General features: G+C 70.0%; 19 protein-coding genes. 11 read left to right on the plus strand and 8 right to left on the minus strand.

The window, feature by feature from the left end; translation table 11 throughout:
• Positions 1-150: 150 nt before the first annotated feature.
• Positions 151-2,727, minus strand: coding sequence for an aminopeptidase N (gene pepN, locus ACFYPC_RS07010; RefSeq protein ID WP_388672068.1), 2,577 nt, complete (start codon positions 2,725-2,727; stop codon positions 151-153).
• A gap of 112 nt (positions 2,728-2,839) precedes the next feature.
• On the opposite strand from pepN (ACFYPC_RS07010), the gene ACFYPC_RS07015 reads away from it, so the two are divergent.
• From ACFYPC_RS07015 to ACFYPC_RS07025, 3 genes are read left to right on the plus strand one after another with little or no spacing between them, the layout of a single operon-like run.
• Positions 2,840-3,310: a DUF1203 domain-containing protein gene (locus ACFYPC_RS07015; protein WP_388672071.1), complete on the plus strand. Its 471-nt coding sequence runs from the start codon at positions 2,840-2,842 to the stop codon at positions 3,308-3,310.
• A 58-nt stretch (positions 3,311-3,368) separates the two neighbouring features.
• Positions 3,369-3,599, plus strand: coding sequence for a ribbon-helix-helix domain-containing protein (locus ACFYPC_RS07020; RefSeq protein ID WP_388672074.1), 231 nt, complete (start codon positions 3,369-3,371; stop codon positions 3,597-3,599).
• Positions 3,586-3,933, plus strand: a complete 348-nt coding sequence (locus ACFYPC_RS07025) for a type II toxin-antitoxin system PemK/MazF family toxin (protein WP_388672077.1) — start codon at positions 3,586-3,588, stop codon at positions 3,931-3,933. Before ACFYPC_RS07020 ends, ACFYPC_RS07025 begins: the two co-directional genes overlap by 14 nt.
• Positions 3,934-4,043: 110 nt before the next feature.
• On the opposite strand, the gene ACFYPC_RS07030 is transcribed toward ACFYPC_RS07025, so the two are convergent.
• Positions 4,044-5,063: an aspartate-semialdehyde dehydrogenase gene (locus ACFYPC_RS07030; RefSeq protein ID WP_388672080.1), complete on the minus strand. Its 1,020-nt coding sequence runs from the start codon at positions 5,061-5,063 to the stop codon at positions 4,044-4,046.
• Positions 5,064-5,319: 256 nt separating this feature from the next.
• Between ACFYPC_RS07030 and ACFYPC_RS07035 the strand changes: the two genes are divergently transcribed.
• Both ACFYPC_RS07035 and ACFYPC_RS07040 read left to right on the plus strand, forming a co-directional pair.
• Positions 5,320-5,853 (plus strand): sigma-70 family RNA polymerase sigma factor, encoded by a 534-nt coding sequence (locus tag ACFYPC_RS07035; protein WP_388672083.1) that lies wholly within the window; start codon positions 5,320-5,322, stop codon positions 5,851-5,853.
• Between the two features lies 1 nt (position 5,854).
• The gene (locus tag ACFYPC_RS07040) at positions 5,855-6,589 is read left to right on the plus strand and encodes a hypothetical protein (RefSeq protein ID WP_388672086.1); all 735 of its coding nucleotides are present in this window, start codon (positions 5,855-5,857) and stop codon (positions 6,587-6,589) included.
• 173 nt (positions 6,590-6,762) lie between these two features.
• On the opposite strand, the gene ACFYPC_RS07045 is transcribed toward ACFYPC_RS07040, so the two are convergent.
• Both ACFYPC_RS07045 and ACFYPC_RS07050 read right to left on the minus strand, forming a co-directional pair.
• On the minus strand, positions 6,763-10,071 hold the full coding sequence (locus ACFYPC_RS07045; protein ID WP_388672089.1) for a S8 family serine peptidase: 3,309 nt from the start codon (positions 10,069-10,071) through the stop codon (positions 6,763-6,765).
• Positions 10,072-10,306: 235 nt separating this feature from the next.
• Positions 10,307-10,846: a CGNR zinc finger domain-containing protein gene (locus ACFYPC_RS07050; protein ID WP_388672092.1), complete on the minus strand. Its 540-nt coding sequence runs from the start codon at positions 10,844-10,846 to the stop codon at positions 10,307-10,309.
• 129 nt (positions 10,847-10,975) lie between these two features.
• Here ACFYPC_RS07050 and ACFYPC_RS07055 point away from each other — a divergent pair, with 129 nt between their 5' ends.
• The 5 genes from ACFYPC_RS07055 to ACFYPC_RS07075 all read left to right on the plus strand — a co-directional run bounded on the left by ACFYPC_RS07055 (position 10,976) and on the right by ACFYPC_RS07075 (position 15,143).
• Positions 10,976-11,419 carry a VOC family protein gene (locus tag ACFYPC_RS07055; RefSeq protein ID WP_388672095.1) on the plus strand — a complete coding sequence of 148 codons (444 nt, stop codon included), beginning with the start codon at positions 10,976-10,978 and terminating at the stop codon, positions 11,417-11,419.
• Between the two features lie 48 nt (positions 11,420-11,467).
• Entirely contained in the window at positions 11,468-12,322 is an 855-nt protein-coding gene (locus ACFYPC_RS07060; protein ID WP_388673368.1) for a pyridoxamine 5'-phosphate oxidase family protein, read from the plus strand.
• A 9-nt stretch (positions 12,323-12,331) separates the two neighbouring features.
• On the plus strand, positions 12,332-12,781 hold the full coding sequence (locus tag ACFYPC_RS07065; RefSeq protein ID WP_388672098.1) for an NUDIX hydrolase: 450 nt from the start codon (positions 12,332-12,334) through the stop codon (positions 12,779-12,781).
• 291 nt (positions 12,782-13,072) lie between these two features.
• Positions 13,073-14,857 (plus strand): TIGR03767 family metallophosphoesterase, encoded by a 1,785-nt coding sequence (locus tag ACFYPC_RS07070; protein WP_388672101.1) that lies wholly within the window; start codon positions 13,073-13,075, stop codon positions 14,855-14,857.
• Between the two features lie 91 nt (positions 14,858-14,948).
• A complete protein-coding gene (locus ACFYPC_RS07075) occupies positions 14,949-15,143 on the plus strand; it encodes a hypothetical protein (protein ID WP_388672104.1) in 195 nt (64 codons plus the stop codon).
• Positions 15,144-15,283: 140 nt separating this feature from the next.
• Here the strand turns inward: ACFYPC_RS07075 and ACFYPC_RS07080 are convergent, their stop codons facing one another.
• Together ACFYPC_RS07080 and pepN (ACFYPC_RS07085) are read right to left on the minus strand one after the other, a co-directional pair.
• Positions 15,284-16,339: a hypothetical protein gene (locus ACFYPC_RS07080; protein ID WP_388672107.1), complete on the minus strand. Its 1,056-nt coding sequence runs from the start codon at positions 16,337-16,339 to the stop codon at positions 15,284-15,286.
• Positions 16,340-16,577: 238 nt separating this feature from the next.
• Entirely contained in the window at positions 16,578-19,172 is a 2,595-nt protein-coding gene (gene pepN, locus ACFYPC_RS07085) for an aminopeptidase N (RefSeq protein WP_388672110.1), read from the minus strand.
• Between the two features lie 136 nt (positions 19,173-19,308).
• Here pepN (ACFYPC_RS07085) and ACFYPC_RS07090 point away from each other — a divergent pair, with 136 nt between their 5' ends.
• Positions 19,309-19,983: a DsbA family protein gene (locus ACFYPC_RS07090; RefSeq protein WP_388672113.1), complete on the plus strand. Its 675-nt coding sequence runs from the start codon at positions 19,309-19,311 to the stop codon at positions 19,981-19,983.
• Positions 19,984-20,030: 47 nt separating this feature from the next.
• On the opposite strand, the gene ACFYPC_RS07095 is transcribed toward ACFYPC_RS07090, so the two are convergent.
• Both ACFYPC_RS07095 and ACFYPC_RS07100 read right to left on the minus strand, forming a co-directional pair.
• Positions 20,031-20,249: a hypothetical protein gene (locus ACFYPC_RS07095; protein WP_388672115.1), complete on the minus strand. Its 219-nt coding sequence runs from the start codon at positions 20,247-20,249 to the stop codon at positions 20,031-20,033.
• A 288-nt stretch (positions 20,250-20,537) separates the two neighbouring features.
• Positions 20,538-21,179: a superoxide dismutase gene (locus tag ACFYPC_RS07100; RefSeq protein WP_388672118.1), complete on the minus strand. Its 642-nt coding sequence runs from the start codon at positions 21,177-21,179 to the stop codon at positions 20,538-20,540.
• Positions 21,180-21,197 lie beyond the last annotated feature (18 nt).

The following is a 21,197-nucleotide window of genomic DNA, read 5'->3' on the forward strand; positions in this document are numbered from 1 at the left end:
GCCGGGGGGGGGGCCCGCGGGTGCGGGCGCTTGTGCCCGCGCGGGCGGGGCGCGGGGGGGGGGTGGGGGGCCCGGGGGGGCCCCCCCGGGCCGGGGGGGGGGGGGGGGGGCCCGCCCCGCGGCCGCCCACCCCCCTTCACGTACAGCCGACTACGACGACGCCGCCGCGTCCGCCGCCTGTGCCCGCAGCGCTCGCTCGACGCCCGAGCGGGACTCCGAGATCAGGCGCCGCAGGGCCGCGTTGGGCTCGGCGGAGGCCAGCCAGGCGTCCGTCTTGGCGAGGGTCTCCTCGGAGACCTGGATGGACGGGTAGAGGCCGACCGCGATCTGCTGGGCGATCTCGTGCGAGCGGGTCTCCCAGATGTCCTTGACCACGGCGAAGAACCTGTCCGTGTACGGGGCGAGCAGCTCGCGCTGACCGGTCTGCACGAAGCCGCCGATGACCGCTTCCTGTACGGCGTTCGGGAGCTTGTCGGACTCGACGACCTGGGCCCAGGCCTCCGCCTTCGCCTCCTCGGTGGGACGCGCGGCACGTGCGGTGGCCGCGTGACGCTCACCCGCCGCCGTCCGGTCCCGCTCGTACTCGGCGGTGATCTCCGCCTCGTCATAGCGTCCGACCGCCGCCAGGCAGCCCACGAACGCCCAGCGCAGCTCGGTGTCGACGGCGAGGCCCTCGATGCTCTCGCGGTCCTCGAGCAGGCCCTCCAGGAGGTCCAGCTGCTCCGGCGTACGGGCGGTCGCCGCGAAGGCGCGCGCCCACGCCAGCTGGTGGTCGCTGCCGGGCTCGGCGGCCCGCAGATGGGCCAGCGTGGCGTCCGTCCAGCGGGTCAGCAGGGCCTCGCGGGCGTTCGGGTCGGCGTACAGCTCGATCGCCGTCTTCACCTGGCGGTGCAGCGACTGCACGACGCCGATGTCGGACTCCTTGCCGATGCCCGAGAGGACGAGGGAGAGGTAGTCGCGGGTGGCGAGCTCCGCGTCGCGCGTCATGTCCCAGGCCGAGGCCCAGCACAGCGCGCGGGGGAGGGAGGCCTCGAAGTCGCCCAGGTGCTCGGTGACGAAGGCGAGGGAGTCCTCGTCGAGGCGGACCTTGGCGTACGACAGGTCGTCGTCGTTGAGCAGGAAGACGTCCGGGCGACGCTTGCCGACCAGCTCCGGTACGGCGGTCAGGTCGCCGTCCACGTCCAGCTCGACGCGCTCGTCGCGCACCAGCTTGCCGCTGTCCTCGTCGAGGCTGTAGAGGCCGATGGCGATGCGGTGCGGGCGGAGCGTCGGCTCGCCCTTGGCGCCGGCGGGCAGGGCCGGGGCCTCCTGGCGGATCGCGAACGACGTGATGACACCGGTCGCGTCCGTCTCGACCTCCGGGCGCAGGATGTTGATGCCCGCGGTCTGCAGCCACTTCTGCGACCAGGTCTGCAGGTCACGCCCGCTGGTCTCCTCCAGCTTGCCCAGCAGATCGCTGAGCCGCGTGTTGCCGTACGCGTGCGCCTGGAAGTACGCCTGCACGCCGCTGAAGAACTCGTCCATGCCGACGTACGCGACGAGCTGCTTGAGCACGCTCGCGCCCTTGGCGTAGGTGATCCCGTCGAAGTTGACGAGCACGTCGTCCAGGTCGCGGATCTCCGCCATGATCGGGTGCGTCGACGGGAGCTGGTCCTGCCGGTAGGCCCACGTCTTCATGGAGTTGGCGAAGGTGGTCCAGGAGTGCGGCCAGCGCGAGTCGGGGGCGTACGCCTGGCAGGCGATGGAGGTGTACGTGGCGAACGACTCGTTCAGCCACAGGTCGTTCCACCACTCCATGGTCACGAGGTCGCCGAACCACATGTGCGCCAGCTCGTGCAGGATCGTCTCCGCGCGCACCTCGTACGCGGCGTCCGTCACCTTGGAACGGAACACGTACTGGTCCCGGATCGTCACCGCGCCCGCGTTCTCCATCGCGCCCGCGTTGAACTCCGGCACGAAGAGCTGGTCGTACTTCTTGAACGGGTACGCGTAGGCGAACTTCTCCTGGAACCAGTCGAAGCCCTGCCGGGTCACCTCGAAGATCGCGTCCGAGTCGAGGAACTCGGCGAGCGAGGGGCGGCAGTAGATACCGAGCGGAACGGACTGTCCGTCCTTCTCGTACACGCTGTGGACACTGTGGTACGGGCCGACGATCAGGGCCGTGATGTACGTCGAGATCCGCGGCGTCGGCTCGAAGACCCAGACGTCGTCCTTGGGCTCGGGCGTCGGCGAGTTGGAGATGACGGTCCAGCCGGAGGGTGCCTTCACGGTGAACTGGAAGGTGGCCTTCAGGTCGGGCTGCTCGAACGACGCGAAGACCCGGCGGGCGTCCGGCACCTCGAACTGGGTGTAGAGATAGGCCTGTTCGTCGACGGGGTCGACGAACCGGTGCAGACCCTCGCCGGTGTTGGTGTAGGCGCAGTCCGCGACCACGCGGAGGATGTTGCGCCCCGCCAGCAGACCCGGGAGCGCGATCCGCGAGTCCTTGAAGACCACGTCCGGGTCGAGCGGGTCCCCGTTCAGTGTCACCTCGTGGACCGTGGGGGCCACGAGGTCGATGAAGGACTCGGCGCTGCCTTCGGTGACGTCGAACCGCACCGTGGTCGCGGACCTGTAGGTCCCGCCCTCCTGCGCGCCGGAGAGGTCGAGATCGACCTCGTACGAGTCAACGGTGAGCAGCTTCGCCCGCTGCTGCGCCTCTTCGCGGGTCAGGTTTGTGCCAGGCACGCGGTCATCTCCTCGTTATGGGTCGGTTGCGCCATCCTTCCACGGGAGTCGCGCCGAACGCGATGTCCGTTTACCGCCGGAGAACCGGGCGGGCGCGGGCGACGCTGGAACCATGACGACATACACCGCACGACCCATCACCCCCGTGGTCCTCAAGGAGCTGCGCTCCGCCGACGACGCGGGACGCGGGATGGATTCCGTGACCGACGAGGAGGGCGGGGCGCCGCTGCGTTGCTGTCTGCGCCGCAGCGCGCCGGGAGAGCTGATCGCCCTCGTCTCCTACGCGCCGCTGCGGCGCTGGGCCGAGTCGACGGGCGCCCGCCCGGGGGCGTACGACGAGCAGGGCCCGGTCTTCATCCACGCGGAGGCGTGCCCGGGGCCGGACCCGGACGGCTACCCCTTCGCCAACTCCCATCGGACGCTCCGCCGCTACTCCGCCGAGGGGCGCATCCTGGGCGGACAACTGGTCGACGCCCTCGACGACGGCGCCTTCCGGGACGCGTTCGACGACCCGGCTGTGGAGCTGGTCCACGTCCGGGCCGTGGAGTACGGGTGCTTCCTCTATGAGGTGCGCAGGGGGTAGTCACCGGACGGTAGTGCGAATAGTAGCCAGGTTGTTCCTACCCTGATACCTTGAAGGTATGAAGATTAGTGTGAGCTTGCCGCAGGAGGATGTCGCCTTCGTCGACGGCTACGCCGCTGAGACAGATGCGGCGTCTCGGTCGGCTGTGATACACGACGCCATCGAGTTGCTCCGCGCCGCACGCCTTGAGAAGGAGTACGAGGAGGCGTTCGCCGAGTGGGATGGGAGCGAGGACGCCGCGTTCTGGGATCAGTTTTCAGGGGACGGACTGACCGATGAAGCGCGGTGACATCTACCTGGTCGATTACGAGCCGACGCGAGGCAGTGAGGCCAACAAAGCACGTCCTGCGGTGATCGTGTCGAACGACGCCGCCAATGCGGTAGTGGACCGGACCGGACGAGGTGTTGTCACTCTCGTGCCTTTGACGACCAACACGTCTCGCGTCTACCCCTTCCAGGTGCTGCTGCCCGCAGGGGAGGGCGGCCTCCTGAAGGACTCCAAGGTGCAGTGTGAACAGGTGCGTGCTCTGGCCCTGGAGAGACTGCTGCGGCTGATCGGCACGGTGCCTCGGCAGCGCTTGGCCGAGATCGACGTGGCGCTGCGACGACACCTGGCGCTCTGAACGCAAATAAGGGGGGGGGGGCCCCCCCCAACCCCGGGGGGGCCCCCCCCCCCCGCGGGGCGCCCCCCCCCCCCCCCCCCCCCCCCCCCCCCCCCCCCTCGACGTACGGGCTACCGACCGCGCAGCTCCGCCGCCACCAGCTCCGCGATCTGGACCGCGTTCAGCGCCGCGCCCTTGCGGAGGTTGTCGCTGGAGACGAAGAGGGCGATGCCGTGGTCGACGGTCTCGTCGGGGCGGATGCGGCCGACGTACGAGGCGTCCTTGCCGGCGGCCTGGAGGGGGGTCGGGATGTCGGAGAGGACGACGCCGGGGGCGTCGGCCAGGAGCTCCGTGGCGCGCTCGGCGCTCAGCGGACGCGCGAAGCGGGCGTTCACCTGAAGGGAGTGCCCGGAGAAGACCGGGACGCGGACGCAGGTGCCGGAGACCTTGAGGGCGGGGATCTCCAGGATCTTGCGGGACTCGTTGCGGAGCTTCTGCTCCTCGTCGGTCTCGTTCAGACCGTCGTCGACGATCGAACCCGCGAGGGGAAGCACGTTGAAGGCGATGGGGCGCTTGTAGACCTGCGGCTCGGGGAAGTCGACCGCTTCACCGTCGTGGGTGAGCTTGTCGGCGTCCGCGACGACCTTGAGCGCCTGGCCGTGCAGCTCGGCCACGCCCGCGACGCCGGAGCCGGAGACCGCCTGGTAGGTGGCGACGACCAGCGCTTCGAGGCCCGCCTCGGCGTGCAGCGGCTTCAGGACCGGCATCGCGGCCATGGTCGTGCAGTTCGGGTTGGCGATGATGCCCTTGGGGCGGTCGGCGATCGCGTGCGGGTTCACCTCGGAGACCACCAGGGGTACATCGGGGTCCCGGCGCCAGGCGGAGGAGTTGTCGATCACGACGGCGCCCTGTGAGGCGACCTTCTCTGCCAGCGCCTTCGAGGTCGCGCCGCCCGCCGAGAACAGCACGATGTCCAGGCCCGAGTAGTCCGCCGTGGCGGCGTCCTCGACCGTCACACCGTCGAGCACCGACCCGGCCGAGCGGGCCGAGGCGAACAGGCGCAGCTCGTCGACGGGGAACGCCCGCTCGACCAGGATCCTGCGCATGACCGTGCCGACCTGACCGGTGGCTCCGACGATTCCGACCCTCACAGCGACTCCCTTTGCTTGCCTGTTACGTGGTCCGGCGCTCCCATGATGCGTCCGACCGGGGCCCGCGTGTCCAATTCTTTCGCCCGGTCGCCCGAGGAGTGGGACGCCGGGTCCGGGACGGTGTGACGTACCTCTCCAGAAGGACGCCGCAAGGGACTCCGTAAGCCGCGATGGACTCCGGAAAAAGAATGCCGGATAGGCGAACGTTTCCGCCCGCCCCGGCGTCGTAGGGGAAACGCGGGAGGGGAGGGGTGCTGTGCTGCGCAGAAAGGCCCGCCGCGTCCAGGGGGGCGTCCAGGGGGTGGACGATCCGCTGGACGCGGCGCAGGAACGCCGGGTGCGGGCAGTGCTCGCGCTCGGCGGGGTACCGCAGGCGGACCTGCCGGACGGGGTGCAGCAGGTCCGCCTGCGGTTGCTGGAGCGCGCCGCGAAGGGGGACGAGGCGCCGCGTGACGTGTCCGCGTGGGCGGCGGTCGTCGCCTCCAACCTGGCGATGGACTGGCACCGGGCCAAGCGCCGCCAGGAGCGGATAGGCGAACGGCTGGCCTCGCTGCGGCATCCGGAGCACTCCTTCGACGAGGACTCCAACGTGCTCTCGCTCGCCGTCGCCCGGGGACTGGACGAACTGCCCGACTCCCAGCGTCAGGTCCTCGTCCTGCGTTTCTACGCCGACCTGCCCGTCCGCGGGATCGCCGAGGAGCTCGGCATACCGGAGGGCACGGTCAAGAGCAGGCTGCACACGGCGGTACGGGCTCTGCGCGCCCGCCTGCACGAGGACGAGGTGGTGTGACGTGGCCGAGTACGAAGGTGTCGACGCGCTCCTGGCCGCGATCACGGACGAACCGCTGCCCGAAGGAGCCCAGGACGACGCCGAGTTCATGGCGGAGCACGGGTCGGCGCTCGCCGATGTGGCGCTGCTGCGCGAGCAGTTGACGCTCATCGGCGATGTGCTGGCGGACGGTACGAAGTCGACGGCGGTGGTCGAGCCGGTCCGTGTCCGGGTGCCCAGGAAGCGACGCCCCCTGAAGATCGCCTTCGGTGCCCTCGCCGTCACCTGCGCCGCCGGTCTGATGGCGGGCATGGGCTGGCTCGTGGTGCAGGCCGGGCAGGGCGTGAGCGACGACGTAGGGGCGTCGAGCGCGGCGGACAAGGACGCCGGTACTGAGGACGACGCCAAGGGCGGATCCTCGCTGAGCGCCCCGGGTTACATCGCCTGCGCCCGTCTCGTCGTCGAGGGCACGGTCGCTCAGGTCGAGCCGTTCCCTGCCACCGCCCAGGACCGCATCACGCTCGACGTGAGCCGCTACTACAAGCCGGACAAGGGGAAGGAAGAGATCACCTTCCTGATGAACGAGGACGTCGAGCCGCGGCTCCAGAAGGGCGACCACGTCCTGGTCGGCATCCCGTACGACGAGGCGTCGCCCGACATCTGGACGACGAGTGAGCAGGAGATCGCCCGGGAACGGACCTGGATCCTCGACGCGCTGCCCGACTCCCGCGACCTCGGCGAGATCGCCTGCGAATGAGCGAGCGCTTGAGACGCGCTGCGAATGGCCGAGCGCTTGAGACGCGCTGCGAATGACCGGGTGCTCAAGACGCGCCGGCGAAGGACCGGGCACATGAGAAAGGGCGGGCGCCCGTAACCGGACGCCCGCCCCCGAAGCCGTACTGACTACCTATGGCTCCGACACCGTAGAAGCTACGGCGTGACCTTCTCGATCTTCACGCTGCCGAGGCCCGCGACCGTGCCGCGCGCGTTCACCAGCTGGACCTGTCCGAAGAACTCGCGTCCCTCGGGCGCCGCGGCCGCGGCGGTGACCGAGGCGGACACCGGGGCCGAGGCACCGGTGGCGAGCTTCACCGGAGTGGACTCGTCGACGTTGACCGTGCCGAGCGCGGACGAGAAGAACACGTCCTGGTAGTCGTACGCGGTCGAGCCGGACGGAACCGCGTAGCCCACGACCTCGACGGTGTAGGTACCGGCGGCGGGCGAGGCGACCGAGACGGCCTCCTCTGAGTCACCGTCGGCGGACTGACCGACGACGTTCCCGTCGGCGTCGTACACCGTCAGGTCGAGGTCGGCCGACTGGTCCGAGACGTTGCCGATGGCGACGTCGAGGGAGTCGGCGCCCGCGGGCACCTCGACCGTCGTCGTCTGCGTCTCGGCGTCCGCGATGGTCGGCCGCGTGGTCAGCGAGGAGCCGAGCGGGCCGCCCTTCAGGGTGCCGTCGAGCGCGGCGTAGTTGTTCTTCACGGTCCAGGTGGCGGGGGCCGGCGTGCCGACCTTGGCCTCGGGGACGGTGACGACGGCCGGGTCGAAGGCCACGCCGAGCACGGAGACGTCGAGCTTGAACGGGTTGTCGAGCAGCGGCGACGTACGGCGCGACTCGACCTCGATCTCCCAGACGCCGGCCTGCGGGTCCGCGTACGAACGCACGTCGGGCTTGCAGCCGTTGCCGTCGAGGTAGTTGTTGTAGCAGTACGGGGTCGAGGTGTTGTCGACCGGAACGCCGTACGGGTGGATCGCGATGAACCGGGTCTGGCTCGTCGCCTTGAGCCCGCTGATCGCGACCTCCAGGGACTTGGCGCCCTCGGGGACCGTGACGAAGTACGACGTGGAGCTGTTGCGCTGCACCGAACCCGACGCCGCGTACGTGTAGTTGAGCGGCGCGGAGACGACGACGGTCGACAGGATCTGCTTGTCGATGCCCTCGGTCTTCGGGTCGTCGACCTCGAGGATCGCACTCTTGAGGCCGGCGGACTTCGGCGCGGCCTGGACCTTGACGGTCACCGGCTGGTTCAGCGGCAGCTTCACCACGTCGGAGCCGACGATCTTGAAGGTGCCGGCGGCGTTGTTCTCGAAGTACAGCTCGTGGGTGAGCGCCTTGTCGGCGCCGGACGTACGGGTGATGGTGACGTCGTACGTCTTCTTCTGGCCCGTCTTGAGGCCGCCCTCACGGTCGTACAGACCCGTGCCGAAGCCCGGGGTCTTGAGCGCGTAGTCGATCGCGGTGTCGACCGGCGCCTTCACCGTGTAGTCGTGTGCGGTCGCACCGGCCTTGATGGAGTTCCACGCGTCCGGGATGTTGATGAGGCCCGCGCCCTCCTCGTACGCCTGAACACCCTTGATGTGATCGGCGGTTGAGGTGAGAGCCGTGCGCAGGGTCGCCGGGGTGAGGTCGATGCCCTTCTGCTTTGCGGCGCTCAGCAGCAGCGCCGAAGCGCCCGCGGCCTGCGGGGACGCCATCGACGTACCCTGCAGCATCGAGTAACCGGCCGGCAGCGAGTAGCCCGCCTCGGCGACCGGGCCGCCGGGCAGCCAGGTCTGCGTGGTGTTGATCGCGGCGCCGGGCGCGGTGAGCGTCGGCGTGAAGCCGCCGTCCTCACGCGGGCCGCGCGAGGAGAAGGGCAGCAGCGCGTACGGCTTCTCCACCTGCGAGCCGTAGTTGGCGGCCCAGGTCTCCTTGGAGATGGAGGCGGCGACCGAGATGACCTTGTCGGCCAGGCCGGGGTCGCCGATGGTGTTGGCGCCGGGGCCGGAATTGCCCGCGGAGATCACCAGCTGGACGCCGTAGGTGTCGATGAGGCGCGTGTAGAGCTCGGCGCGCGCGTTGTTGCCGTCGTTGAGCGAGGGCAGGCCGCCGATCGACATGTTGACGATGTCGACGCCGCGGTTGGCGACGAGGTCGATCATGCCCTCGGTGAGCGCGATGTTGGTGCAGCCGCCGCTCCAGGTGCAGGCGCGCGAGGAGACGATCTTCGCGCCGGGGGCCGCGCCGTTCATCGCGCCGCCGAACAGGCCGTTCGCGGCGGTGATGCCCGCCACGTGCGTGCCGTGCTCGGACTCGATGACGCCGATGTTGACGAAGTCGGCCTTCTTGCCGACCCAGGACCCGCCGTACGGGTCCATGGGTACGTCCTTGCGGATCTCCACGACGAACGGCTGGCTCTCGACGACGTCGGTGGACGGGTTGTCCGTACCGAAGTAGCCGATCTGGTAGCCGTCCTTGTACGGCTTCAGCGGAGTGTCGTCGCTGAAGTCGCCGTTGTTGTTCAGGTCGACGCGGACCGTGCCGGCCGCCGCGTCGTACAGGAGGCCCCACGTGTCGGTGGTGTCGCCGTCCCGGTTCGCGTCGCCCGCGGCGTCGCCGCCCGCGGTCGAGGACTCCCGGAAGAGACTGACCTGGTACGAGCCCGCGGGCGCCGTCCAGGTCTTGCCGCTGTAGGTGAAGGTGGGCCCGGAGACCGGGGTGATCTGCGGGCGCCAGGTCGCGTCGGCGTCCAGGATCGGGTCGGTCGCGGTGACCCAGTCGACGATCTTGCGCTCGCCGGTGGTGGTCTTCTGCAGCGCCGGGTGCGCGAGGTCGACACCGGAGTCGAGGATGCCGATGGTGATGCCCCGGCCGTCGGCCTTCGGGTTCTTCTCCACGAAGTCGACGGCGCCCGTCTCGAAGGACGGGTTGTACGGGTTCTCGGCGGGCGTGGTCTTGGAGGGGGCCGGGTAGGTGGCCGCCGTGGAGACGTTGCCCGAGGTCTTGGCGGTGTCGGCGCTCGGCGTCGGGTCGTCGAGCGCGATCTCCTGGCGCAGGTCGATCCCCTGCACGGAGGACAGCTTCGTCGCGGCCTCGATGGCGGAGTCGGCCTTGGCCGTCGGGACGGTGGCGCGGACGTAGCCGAGCTCGTCGTAGGTCTCGCCCACCGAGCCGCCCTTCACCGCGTCCAGCTGGCCGGCGACCTGCTCGGTCTGGCCGGGGGCGGTGGCGATCATCATCGTGACGTTCTTGTCGCCGGCCGCCTTGGCGTCGGCGAGGAGGTCCGCGTCGTCCGAACCGAGCTTCTCGCTCGCGGACTTGACGACGGGGTCCGCCGCAGGAGCGTCGGTTCCTGCGGAGAAGGCCATGGGTATCGGCCCGGCCGCGGAAAGCGCGGCCACCAGTCCCGCGGCCACGGCTATCCGGGCCACGCGTCTCGCGCCCGATATCGGAGCGCGCTGAGAGTCGGGGGTCATCAGCATCCCTGTTGGTAAAGGAGCGAGCGTGGAGCGACCGGGGCCGATCTGTTTCGGCCGCGGACGTCCGGGAGGTGATCCCGGATGATCGCTCAGCTTTACTCATGGGAAGCATGTTTAGGGAGAGTTGACCGAATCGATATGGGGGTATGGGGAAAACCCCCGGTGCGCCGAGGGTGATGAATCCCGAAAGGCAGCAACTTGCCCCTTTTCGGCCTCCCTTCGTGTGGCGCGTTCAGTCGCCCTTCGTGTGACGCGCGTAATGCCTGGACGCCTTGGCTCGATTGCCGCACCCCGCCATCGAGCACCAGCGGCGGGTGCCGTTCCGTGAGGTGTCGAAGAAGTGCAGGATGCACGACTCGTGCGCGCATCCGCGGATCCGGTCGGGGGCGGTGCGCAGCAGCTCCAGGTAGTCGCGTGCGGCGAGCCAGGCCGGCCCCCAGGACGGGTCGCTGAACTCGGGGTTCTCGCCCTGCCCCTCGGGGGTCAGTGTGAGGCGCACCCGCCCGTGCGCGAGGACCGCGTCGATGCCGTCGGCGCCCTCTGCGAGGGACCCGTCGACGACGCCTCGCAGGGCGTCCCTCGCCTGGAGTGTGTGGCGCAGAGCGGCATCGCTCGCCGGGAAGTCGAGCCGGTTGGCCGCCAGCCACACCGCCAGCCCGTCGGTGTCCGTCAGTAGATCCCGCACGGTCCCCTCGTGCATCCAGCGGGTGTTGAGCAGGTCGAGAGAGACCGGCTCCCCGGTGAGCGGGCGCGGATCGTGGGTGACGGTCATGGCGGAGGTTCCCTTCACTGCTAACCGCTCAAGGTTATGTGACCGGTTGCATTCTCGGATTCTAACCTCTAATCTGCATTACAGGGGTTAGGTCCTCCGGGGGCCTGCCCACCGGCAGAGGGGACTGTCATGACTCCGCGCACCGGCCACATCGGTCTGAATGTCACGGACCTCGACCGCTCGCTCGGCTTCTACCGCGATGTGCTGGGCTTCGGGATGCTGGGCGAGGGCAAGGAGGAGGACCGGCGGTACGCGTTCCTGGGGGGCGAAAGCGGCCTCGTTCTCACCTTGTGGCAGCAGGCGCAGGGGGTGCACGACACCGACCGTGCCGGCCTGCACCACCTCGCGCTGGAAGTGGACTCGATCGATCAGGTCAAGGCGTACGAAACGGCTCTGCGCGGGTACGGCGTGGAGTTCGCGTACGAGGGCGTGGTCGCCCACGAGGAGGGCGGGACCTCCGGCGGCATCTTCTTCCACGACCCCGACGGCAGCCGCCTGGAGATCTACGCGCAGAGTGGCGCCGAGGGAGCGCCGGCACCGTCCGAGTCGGCTCCGACCTGCGGCTTCTTCTAGCGAACCGGAGAGGGACGCACCGTGACGTACCACGCCGGCTCGCGCGCCATGCAGGACCGCGTCGGAGTCCGTGAGGCTGCCGACCACATGGACCGGGCCGTCGGTCAGGGCATCCGGCCGGTGGCCGCCGCCTTCCTGGAGCGGCAGCCCATGCTGGTGCTCGGCGCCGCGGACCCGGTGAGCGGCGCCGTGTGGGCCTCCCTGCTCACCGGCGAGCCCGGCTTCGTCCGGGCCACGGGCCCTGGTCAGATCTCGGTGGCGGGCGGAGTCCGCACGGGGGACCCGCTCGCCACCGCGCTCCACGCGCGGGACACCCCCGTCGGCACCATCGCACTCGACCCGCGCACCCGCCGCCGTATGCGCCTCAACGGCCGGGCGCGGCCCACGTCCCGCGGCTTCGCGGTCGAGGCCGACCAGATCTTCTCCAACTGCCCGAAGTACCTCCAGCGCAGGGAGTCGTACGAGACGGTCGACCGCGAGCCCACCACGGCCCGGCGGAACATCGAACTCACCCCAGAACAAAGGGAGTTCATCGGGTCCTCCGACACCTTCTTCCTCGCCACCGTGCACGACGACGGCGCCGACGCGAGCCATCGCGGCGGCAACCCCGGCTTCGTGCGCGCCACCTCGCCCCGTGAGCTGAGCTGGCTCGACTATCCCGGCAACTCGATGTTCCTGACCCTCGGCAATCTGGCGGTCGACCCGCGGGCCGGGCTGCTCTTCCTGGACTGGGTGTCGGGGGCGGTGCTTCAGCTCACCGGCACGGCGCGCACCGAGTTCGACCGGGACGGCGAGCGCACGGTCCGCTTCCTCGTCGACGAGGTCGTCGAAACCCCCGCCGCCAGTCCGCTGATCTGGTCGGCTCCCGAGTATTCGGCTGCCAATCCGGACCTGGCGGGCTAACGTCGCGGGGTGCGCGAGGAGTTGAGGGTGGCGGCCTACGCCATATGCGTCAGGGACGGGGAGCTGCTGCTCGCCCGCGGCCGGGACGACGACGGCAGCCCCGAGTGGATGCTGCCCGGCGGCGGCATGGACCACGGCGAGGACCCCTACGACACCGTCGTCCGGGAGGTCGAGGAGGAGACGGGGTACGTCTTCGAGGCCACCGGGCTGCTCGGCGTGGACTCGATCCGGCGGCAGATTCCGCGCCGCCTCGGGGTCGTCGCCGACCATCACGCCCTGCGGCTCGTCTACGAAGGGCGGATCACCGGCGGCGAGCTGCGCCCGGAGGTGAACGGCTCGACAGATCTGGCGGCTTGGCATCCGCTGGACGCCGTATCCGGGCTTAACCGTGTCGGACTGGTAGATATCGGGCTCACCTTGTGGCGGCAACGTCCGGCCGTCGGGCGCATGGCGAAGTAGCTCGCCCTTCGCCCCCTCCGCCCCGTCCTCCGCAACAGCTCGCCAGCAAGCGTGTTACCCCGGCAGATGAACACGGAGTGACCGCTTCCCGGCCGTTCGAGGTGGGCTCCATGGACGCCCATGGCCGCGCCGAGTGGTCCAAGATCCACGTACGGTGATCGGCGCTGCCCGTTGTGGCCGAGTTAACGCGCAGGTCATCCCTGGTGCCAACGATCCAGTATGAGCGGGAACTTCGCGAGTCGAACTTCCCGCGACCACTGTCGACGCGTTCGCAATCGGGGAGATCGCGCCATGTCGCGCATACGCTCTGTCGCCGCCGCTGCATCCGACCTCAACCGCCGCACCCTGCTGGCAGCCACCGGCGCCGTGACCCTCTCCGCGGGGATCGGCATCGCCCTGCGGCCCGGCCCCGACGCGCACGCCGCGACGGAGGCAGCCGCCGGCGCGACCGCCGCCGACGCGGGCGAGGCGCCGGTGACGGTGTCCCGCAGGGTCCCCGTCGGCCGACTGGACCCCTACGAGCGCGGCACCACCCTGAGCAGTGTCGCCACCCCGCGCAACAGCTCCACCGGTTACCGGCGGCTCGGCGACGGCCCCGGCTGGAAGCGGGTCGTCCGTAGCGAGCTGGCCTCGGCCAAGTCGGGCCGGGCGGACCGGCGCACCGCGCTCGCCGCGTTCGTGCAGCTCACCGACCTGCACCTGATGGACACCCAGCACCCGCTGCGCCTGGAGTTCCTGCGCTCGACCGACATCCACGCCTGGCGCCCGCACGAGATCCTGTCCGTGCAGGGCGCGGTCTCGCTCGTCGAGCGGGTCAACTCGCTCCCGGGAGCCCCCGTCACCGGCTCCCCGCTGGACTTCGCCATGACCACCGGCGACAACACGGACAACAACGCCAAGTCCGAGCTGGAATGGTTCATGAAGGTGATGAGCGGCGGCCGCATCACCCCCAACACCGGTGACCCGCGCGCCTACGAGGGTGTCCAGAGCAGTGGCCTCAAGCAGTACTGGCAGCCCGACTCCACTGTCCGCGACTCCGACAAGCAGGCCGGCTTCCCGCACATCGACGGCTTCCTGGCGGCCGCGACCGCCGAACTGCAGAGCCCCGGCCTCAACCTCCCCTGGTACTCCACGGTCGGCAACCACGACGCCATGCCGCTCGGTACCTTCGCCACCCACAGCAACCCCTTGCTCAGGGACTTCGCGGTCGGCGGCAAGAAGCTGATGAACGCGTCGGCGGCGCAGTCCAAGGCCCTGCAGGACGCCATCAGGAAGGACACGGACCCCCAGGGCGTGCGGTACCTCGACTTCATTCAGGCCCACGCGCGCGACCTGCGCTCGGTCACCCCGGACGAGAAGCGCGCCCCCTTCACCCCGGCCGAATACCTCAGGACGCACCTCGACCCGGCGTACGCGGGCAAGGGCCCCGCCGGACACGGCTACTCGTCGGCGAACGTCGCCGCCGGCACCCAGTACTACTCCTTCCGCATCTCCGACGACGTCATCGGCATCAGCCTCGACACCACCGACCCGGGCGGCCACTACCAGGGCTCCCTCGGGGCGGCCCAGCTGAAGTGGCTCGACAAGACGCTGCGCGACAACAAGGACTCCTACGCCGTCGTCTTCAGCCACCACACCAGCGAGTCGATGAGCAACACCCGCCGCGACCCGGCCCGCCCGAACGAGAAGCGGCACGACGGCGACGACGTCATCGCCACGCTCGGCAGCCACGCCAACGTTCTGGCCTGGGTGAACGGCCACATCCACCGCAACGAGATCACCCCGCACTCCGCGCCCGGCGGCCGCTCCTTCTGGGAGATCTCCACCGCCTCGCACGTCGACTTCCCCCAACTCGCCCGCATCATCGAGCTGGTGGACAACAAGGACGGCACGATCTCCCTCTTCACCACTCTCGTCGAGTCCGCCGCCCCGCACGGCACGGACTTCACCGACCTCACCCAGACCGGCCTGGCGGCCCTCTACCGCGAGCTGTCCTTCAACGCGCAGGGCGCCAGCACGACCCTCGGCGGAGCCTCGCGCGACCGCAACACGGAGCTGGTCCTCAAAAAGGGCTAGATCTCGCCCAACCGGCCGAGCTCCGGGCAACCCCCGCGCCCACCCACCCGGTCCCCCTTCCCGACCGATCACGGCGATGAACGGGGAACCCATGAACGACATGCATCACACGCCACTGCGTACGGGACTGGTGGCGGCGACCGCGCTGGCGCTGGCGGCGGCCCTGGCCGGACCGGCGGTGGCGGCCGCTCCCGCCAAGGGCGACGACCACAGAGCCACCCACGCGGCCATGGACGCCGCCGTGCAGGGCGGGGCGCTGATCGAGGCGGAGTTCTGCGGGAAGTAGCGCCGCCTGAGCGCGAGTTGTCCCTCCCTGACAGCCAGAGTGATCCCCTGACAGGCAGAGTGATCGCCGCACGACGAGGAGGGGCCACCGGTATCCCGGCGGCCCCTCCTCTCCCCTCCTGACACGACCCCGGTCCGTCACTACCGGGGCAGCACCACGACATACGCCGCGGGATCGCGGTCGTTCGACGCCATCAGGGCGGTGCGTACGACGGTGGCCTGCTGGTCCATCGCGTCGCGCAGCTTCTTGGGGGTGATGTACACGACGGTGATGCCGAGGCGCTCCAGGTGCTCGCGTTTGCGGGCGTACTCCGACCAGAGGGCGTCCTCGTCCTGGCGGGGGGCGCGGGTGTCGAGCTCGACGGCCACCGCCTGCTCCGGCCAGTAGGCGTCGAGACCGCCGAGGTGAGGGCCGCCCGGGAGACGGAGGTCCACGTTCCAGACCGGGTCGGGGAGGCCGAACTCCTGGACCATCCGGTACAGCCGGTCCTCCGCGATCGAGCGCCCCTCGGCGAGGAGCGAGTCCACCGCGTCCACCACATGGGGGCGCGAGAGCAGCCGGGCCTGGGTCAACTCCCTCACCACCGCGGCCGGTTCGCAGTGCCCGCCGCGCACCGCCTCTGTCAGCAGCCGGCGTACGGCGTTCGCGTCCGACAGCTCCGCGACGGCGTCGGCGAGGGCGCGGGGGACGGGGGCGACGGGGACACCGGTGATGTACGAGGGCGCCGGGAGGGACGGCGTGCGGACGATGCGGGCGCAGCCGGTGGAGCGCAGGCGGCGCAGTCGGGGGACCAGGACGTCGATCTTGTCGAGGGAGAGCAGCGGGGGAGCCGACGTGAAGCCGTGCAGGGTGAGCGCCGCCAGGCCGGTGATGAGCGCGTCCGTGTAGGGCTGGGAGGCGTGCGGCGCCTCGGCTCCCGGCTGGACGGGGATCGCGGGGGCCGGCTGGGCGGGGGAGCGGGCGGCGAACATCAGGACCGCGTGCAGCCGCTCCTCGGAGGTGGGCGGGCCGGCGTGCAGAAGGAAGACGCCCGGGAGGAACTGCTGCCAGGGGCCGCCCGGCCGGCACTGCTCGTTCGTCTCGGCGGCGCTCACACCGTGCGCCTTCAGCTGCGCGGTGGTCAGCACGCGCCGCTGGACGTGCGACAGGTGACGCAGGGGGCGGGGGGAGTGGGAGAGCGGGGTGTTGTGGTTCATGACCCGGGGTTTCCCGCACCGGGGCCGCGCTCTAACCGCTGTTACACGCTCGTCGACAAATCCGGACAAGACCGCCCTAAAGTACGGACGTTCGAGTGCCGAAAGGCGCTGCTCCGGATGGGGAGTAGTAGGGGTTACGGCTCTGCATATCTTTACTTCGTAACCACTGAGTGCGCCGGTGATTCACCACCCCTGAGGGGCACCGGTCGCAACCGGTGCCCCTCAGGGACTTCGCTCGTCAGCTCGCGGCGGCCACATCGACCGCCTGCCCCCGCAGCGCGCGGGCCAGATCGTCGCGCGCCTCCAGCACCAGCCGGCGCAGCGCGGGTGCCGCGCTCTCGTGCGCCGCGAGCCACGCGTCCGTCGCGTCCAGGGTCTCCTGGGAGTCCTGGAAGGAGGGGAAGAGTCCCTTCACGACGTCCATGGCGATCTGGATCGAGCGGTCCGCCCAGACACGCTCGATCGCCGCGAAGTACTTCGCGGCGTACGGAGCGAGCAGCTCGCGCTGGGACGCCTGGTCGAAGCCCGCGATGGTCGCCTCGACGAGCGCGTTGGAGAGGGCGTCGGACTCCACCACGGAGGCCCAGGCCTGCGCCTTGACCGCCGCGGAGGGGCGGGCGGCGAGGCAGCGGACCTGGTGGCGCTTGCCGGACGCCGTGTCGTCACGGGCGAGTTCGGCGGCCAGCGCGGACTCGTCGGCGACCCCGTGCGCGGCCAGCGGTTCCAGGAACGCCCAGCGCAGCTCCTGGTCGACATCGAGGCCGTCGATCTTCGCCGTGCCCTCCAGCAGCCCCTGAAGGAGCTGGAGATCGGCCGCGCCGGACGCGACCCGCGCGAAGAAGCGGGCCCAGGTGAGCTGGTGCTGACTGCCGGGCTCCGCGAACCGCAGTTCCTTCAAGGCGCCCTCGGCGAGCAGGCGTTCGCCCTCCGTGCGCCAGTCGGGCGCCGCGTAGAAGGTGAGTGCCGAGTCGGCCCAGGCGTGCAGCATCTGCAGGACACCGATGTCGGACTCGCGTCCCGCGAAGCGCAGCACCAGGTCGAGGAAGTCACGGGCCGGCATGAGTGCGTCACGCGTGAGATTCCACAGCGCCGACCAGCACAGGGCGCGCGCCAGCGGATCAGTGATCTCGCCGAGCCGCTCCCGCAGCGTCGCCAACGAGCCCTCGTCGAAACGGATCTTGCAGTACGTCAGATCGTCGTCGTTGACGAGAACGAGGTCCGGGGCTTCGGCGCCGACCAGCTCGGCGACGACCGTACGGGGTCCGTCGATGTCCAGCTCGGCCCGCGCGTACCGCTCCACGGCGCCGTCGGGCGTCCGGCGGTACAGGCCCACCGCCACCCGGTGCGGGCGCAGTTCGGGGTGGGATTCGGCGGCCTCCTGGAGGATGGCCAGCTCGGAGATCCGGCCCTCCGCGCTCAGAAGCACCTGCGGGGTCAGGGAGTTGACCCCGGCCGTCTGGAGCCACGACCGCGCCCAGGCCGCCAGATCGCGCCCGCTGGTCTCTTCCAGCACCGACAGCAGATCGCCGAGGCGCGTGTTGCCGTACGCGTTCCGCTTGAAGTAGCGGCGCGCGCCCTCCAGGAACGCGTCCTGGCCGACGTAGGCGACGAGCTGCTTCAGTACGGAGGCGCCCTTGGCGTACGTGATGCCGTCGAAGTTGAGCTTGGCGTCCTGGAGGTCGCGGATGTCCGCCGTGATCGGGTGCGTCGAGGGCAGCTGGTCCGCGCGGTAGGCCCACGCCTTGCGGCGGTTGGCGAAGGTGATCCAGCCGTCCGTGAACCGGGTCGCCCCGACCAGTGAGAACGCGCCCATGAAGTCGGCGAAGGACTCCTTGAGCCACAGGTCGTCCCACCACTCCATGGTGACGAGGTCGCCGAACCACATGTGCGCCATCTCGTGCAGGATGACGGTCGCCCGGCCCTCGTACGACGCCTGTGTCACCTTGCCGCGGAAGATGAACTCCTCGCGGAACGTGACCAGTCCGGGGTTCTCCATCGCGCCGAGGTTGTACTCCGGCACGAACGCCTGGTCGTACTTCCCGAACGGGTACGGGTAGTCGAAGTGCTCGTGGAAGAAGTCCAGGCCCTGCTTGGTGACCAGGAAGACGTCGTCGGCGTCGAAGTATGGCGCCAGACCCTTGCGGCACATCGCGCCGAGCGGGATCTCCAGCGTCGTACCGTCGTCGAAGGTGCGCGTGTAGTTGTCGGTCACGTAGTGGTACGGGCCGGCGGCGAAGGCGGTGATGTACGTCGAGATCGGCTTCGTCTCGGCGAACTTCCATACTCCGTCGGTGAGTTCGCCGACTCCGTTGCTCCAGACCGTCCAGCCCTCCGGGGCCCGTACCTCGAAGCGGAAGGGGGCCTTGAGGTCCGGCTGCTCGAAATTGGCGAAGACCCGCCGGGAGTCGGCGGGCTCGTACTGCGTGTACAGGTACACCTCGCCGTCCTCGGGGTCGACGAAGCGGTGCATGCCCTCGCCGGTGCGGGAGTAGGCGCACTGGGCGTCGACGACGAGTTCGTTGTCCGTCTGAAGGTCTTCGAGGGTGATCCGGGTCCCGTCGAAGACCTCGCCGGGATCGAGATCCTTGCCGTTCAGCGAGAGGGCCGTCACGCTCGGCGCGATCAGGTCGGCGAAGCTGGTGGCGCCCGGCTCGGCGGAGCGGAAGCGGATGGTGGTCACCGAGCGGAAGGTGCGCGGCGCCCCGTCCTCGGCCTGGCCGGTGGCCTGGTCCCCGACGGCGGAGCGCAGGTCGAGGGACACCTCGTACCCGTCGACGGACAGCAGTGCCGCCCGCTCCCGGGCCTCGTCGCGGGACAGATTCTCACCGGGCACGGGGGCGCTCCCTCAGGGCTGGCCGGACAGGTCGGTACAGTGCCGATCCTGCCATGCGCCCCTGACACCGGGCACCCGGGAATGGCTCGGGTGAGCGACGGTGTTGGCTTCGGTACACCACTTTCCGAGGAGAACCATGCCCGAGCAGACCGCCCAGACGACTTCCGGTTCCGGGAAGACCCCCGTCGACTTCTGGTTCGACCCGCTGTGCCCGTGGGCCTGGATGACCTCGCGCTGGGTCCTGGAGGTGGAGAAGGTCCGGGACATCGAGGTGCGCTGGCACATCATGAGTCTCGCCGTGCTGAACGAGCCGAAGCTGGACGAGCTGCCCGAGGAGTACCGCGAGCTGCTCGCCACCAAGGCCTGGAGGCCGATCCGGGTGGTGACCGCCGCCTGGCAGAAGCACGGCGACGACATATTGGGCCCGCTGTACACCGCGCTGGGCACCCGTATCCACAACCAGGGCGAGGGCCCGACCACGGAGGCGATCGCCGCCGCGCTCGACGAGGTCGGCCTTCCGGCCTCTCTGCTCGACTACGCCGACCAGGAGATCTTCGAGTTCGACGCCGAGCTGCGCGCCTCCCACAAGGAGGGCATCGACAAGGTCGGTCAGGACGTCGGCACGCCCGTCATCGCCGTCCCCGGCGCCGACGGCGAGCAGGTCGCCTTCTTCGGTCCGGTCGTCACCCCCGCTCCCAAGGGCGAGGCCGCCGGCAGGCTCTGGGACGGCACGCTGCTTGTGGCGTCGACGCCCGGCTTCTACGAGATCAAGCGGTCGCGGACGGCGGGGCCGGACTTCAGCAACCTGTAGGTCCTACTCGGCCGGTCCTACTCGGCCAGTTGTTACTCGCCCAGGTCTTACTCGGCGGTGGGGATCCGGAGCTCCTCGGGGAGGGTCCCGCCGTCGCTGCTCCTGCCGCGCCGCTGAACCCTTCGGCAGCCTTCGTGGGCGCAGCGGATGTAGGCGTCCACGTTGGTCTGCCCGACGGCTGCCCTGGTCGCCGCGCGCTCCGCCTCGTTCACCAGATGGCGGAAGTCCCGCATCCTGCCGCAGTTCTGACACCACTTGTACGGCATGTACGCCTCCTCCTAAGACGCCCGGCCCCGCGAGCGTAAGCGCCCGCGGGACCGGTGGAGGCTTTTTCGCCCCTCCGCCCTCGTTTCAGCCGGTCCGGCGTGTGAGGACGTGGGCCGGTCAGGCCGATGCGGAGGTCTGGGGCACAGCCTCCCCGAAGGCACCGCAAGTAAGGGAAAGCCCCCACGAGTCACGTCCTCGTGGGGGCTTTCCTTCCATCCGCCTGCAACGTGAAGGTTGAGAAGACGATCACGGGCAGGACGCTTCGCGATGCCCCTTGGGGTCAGGCCTCAGGGGGCGAGCAGCAGCACATCCGCGCGGGACTTCGCGGCGGCGTAGCGCTTGGCCACGTCCTGCCAGTTGACGACGGCCCACATGGCGTCGATGAAGTCGACCTTCTGGTTCTTGTACTGGAGGTAGAAGGCGTGCTCCCAGGCGTCGAAGACGAGGACCGGTACCGAGCCCTGGCCGACGTTGCCCTGGTGGTCGTAGACCTGCTCGACGACGAGACGTCCGCTGAGCGGCTCGTACGCGAGGACGCCCCACCCGGACCCCTGGGTGGTCGCGGCGGCCTTGGTCAGCTGGGCCTTGAATCCGGCGAAGGAACCGAAGGAGTCGGTGATCGCGTCCGCCAGCTCGCCCACGCCGTCGGCGGCCAGCGGCTCGCCGCCGCCCTCACCGGTCATGTTCTGCCAGTAGATGCTGTGCAGGATGTGGCCGGAGAGGTGGAAGGCCAAACTCTTCTCCAGGCCGTTGACCGAACCCCACGACTCCTTGTCGCGCGCCTCCGCGAGCTGCTCCAGCGTGTCGTTCGCGCCCTTCACATACGCCGCGTGGTGCTTGTCGTGGTGCAGCTCGATGATCTCCGGGCTGATCACGGGGGCGAGCGCGGAGTAGTCGTACGGCAGCTCGGGAAGGGTGTAGACGGGCATGGCGGGTCCCCTCGACCT

The sequence above is a fragment of the Streptomyces sp. NPDC005808 genome (assembly GCF_042871385.1).
Classification (GTDB): domain Bacteria; phylum Actinomycetota; class Actinomycetes; order Streptomycetales; family Streptomycetaceae; genus Streptomyces.

What these genes read in the sequence shown, in the direction of transcription:
- ACFYPC_RS07090 (WP_388672113.1), top strand. Translation starts at nt 19,309, where the DNA reads ATGCCCGAGCAGACCGCCCAGACGACTTCCGGTTCCGGGAAGACCCCC.
- ACFYPC_RS07100 (WP_388672118.1), bottom strand. Translation starts at nt 21,179, where the DNA reads ATGCCCGTCTACACCCTTCCCGAGCTGCCGTACGACTACTCCGCGCTC.
- ACFYPC_RS07020 (WP_388672074.1), top strand. Translation starts at nt 3,369, where the DNA reads ATGAAGATTAGTGTGAGCTTGCCGCAGGAGGATGTCGCCTTCGTCGAC.
- ACFYPC_RS07015 (WP_388672071.1), top strand. Translation starts at nt 2,840, where the DNA reads ATGACGACATACACCGCACGACCCATCACCCCCGTGGTCCTCAAGGAG.
- ACFYPC_RS07075 (WP_388672104.1), top strand. Translation starts at nt 14,949, where the DNA reads ATGAACGACATGCATCACACGCCACTGCGTACGGGACTGGTGGCGGCG.
- ACFYPC_RS07055 (WP_388672095.1), top strand. Translation starts at nt 10,976, where the DNA reads ATGACTCCGCGCACCGGCCACATCGGTCTGAATGTCACGGACCTCGAC.
- ACFYPC_RS07045 (WP_388672089.1), bottom strand. Translation starts at nt 10,071, where the DNA reads ATGACCCCCGACTCTCAGCGCGCTCCGATATCGGGCGCGAGACGCGTG.
- ACFYPC_RS07050 (WP_388672092.1), bottom strand. Translation starts at nt 10,846, where the DNA reads ATGACCGTCACCCACGATCCGCGCCCGCTCACCGGGGAGCCGGTCTCT.
- ACFYPC_RS07025 (WP_388672077.1), top strand. Translation starts at nt 3,586, where the DNA reads ATGAAGCGCGGTGACATCTACCTGGTCGATTACGAGCCGACGCGAGGC.
- ACFYPC_RS07080 (WP_388672107.1), bottom strand. Translation starts at nt 16,339, where the DNA reads ATGAACCACAACACCCCGCTCTCCCACTCCCCCCGCCCCCTGCGTCAC.
- ACFYPC_RS07060 (WP_388673368.1), top strand. Translation starts at nt 11,468, where the DNA reads ATGCAGGACCGCGTCGGAGTCCGTGAGGCTGCCGACCACATGGACCGG.
- ACFYPC_RS07070 (WP_388672101.1), top strand. Translation starts at nt 13,073, where the DNA reads ATGTCGCGCATACGCTCTGTCGCCGCCGCTGCATCCGACCTCAACCGC.
- ACFYPC_RS07095 (WP_388672115.1), bottom strand. Translation starts at nt 20,249, where the DNA reads ATGCCGTACAAGTGGTGTCAGAACTGCGGCAGGATGCGGGACTTCCGC.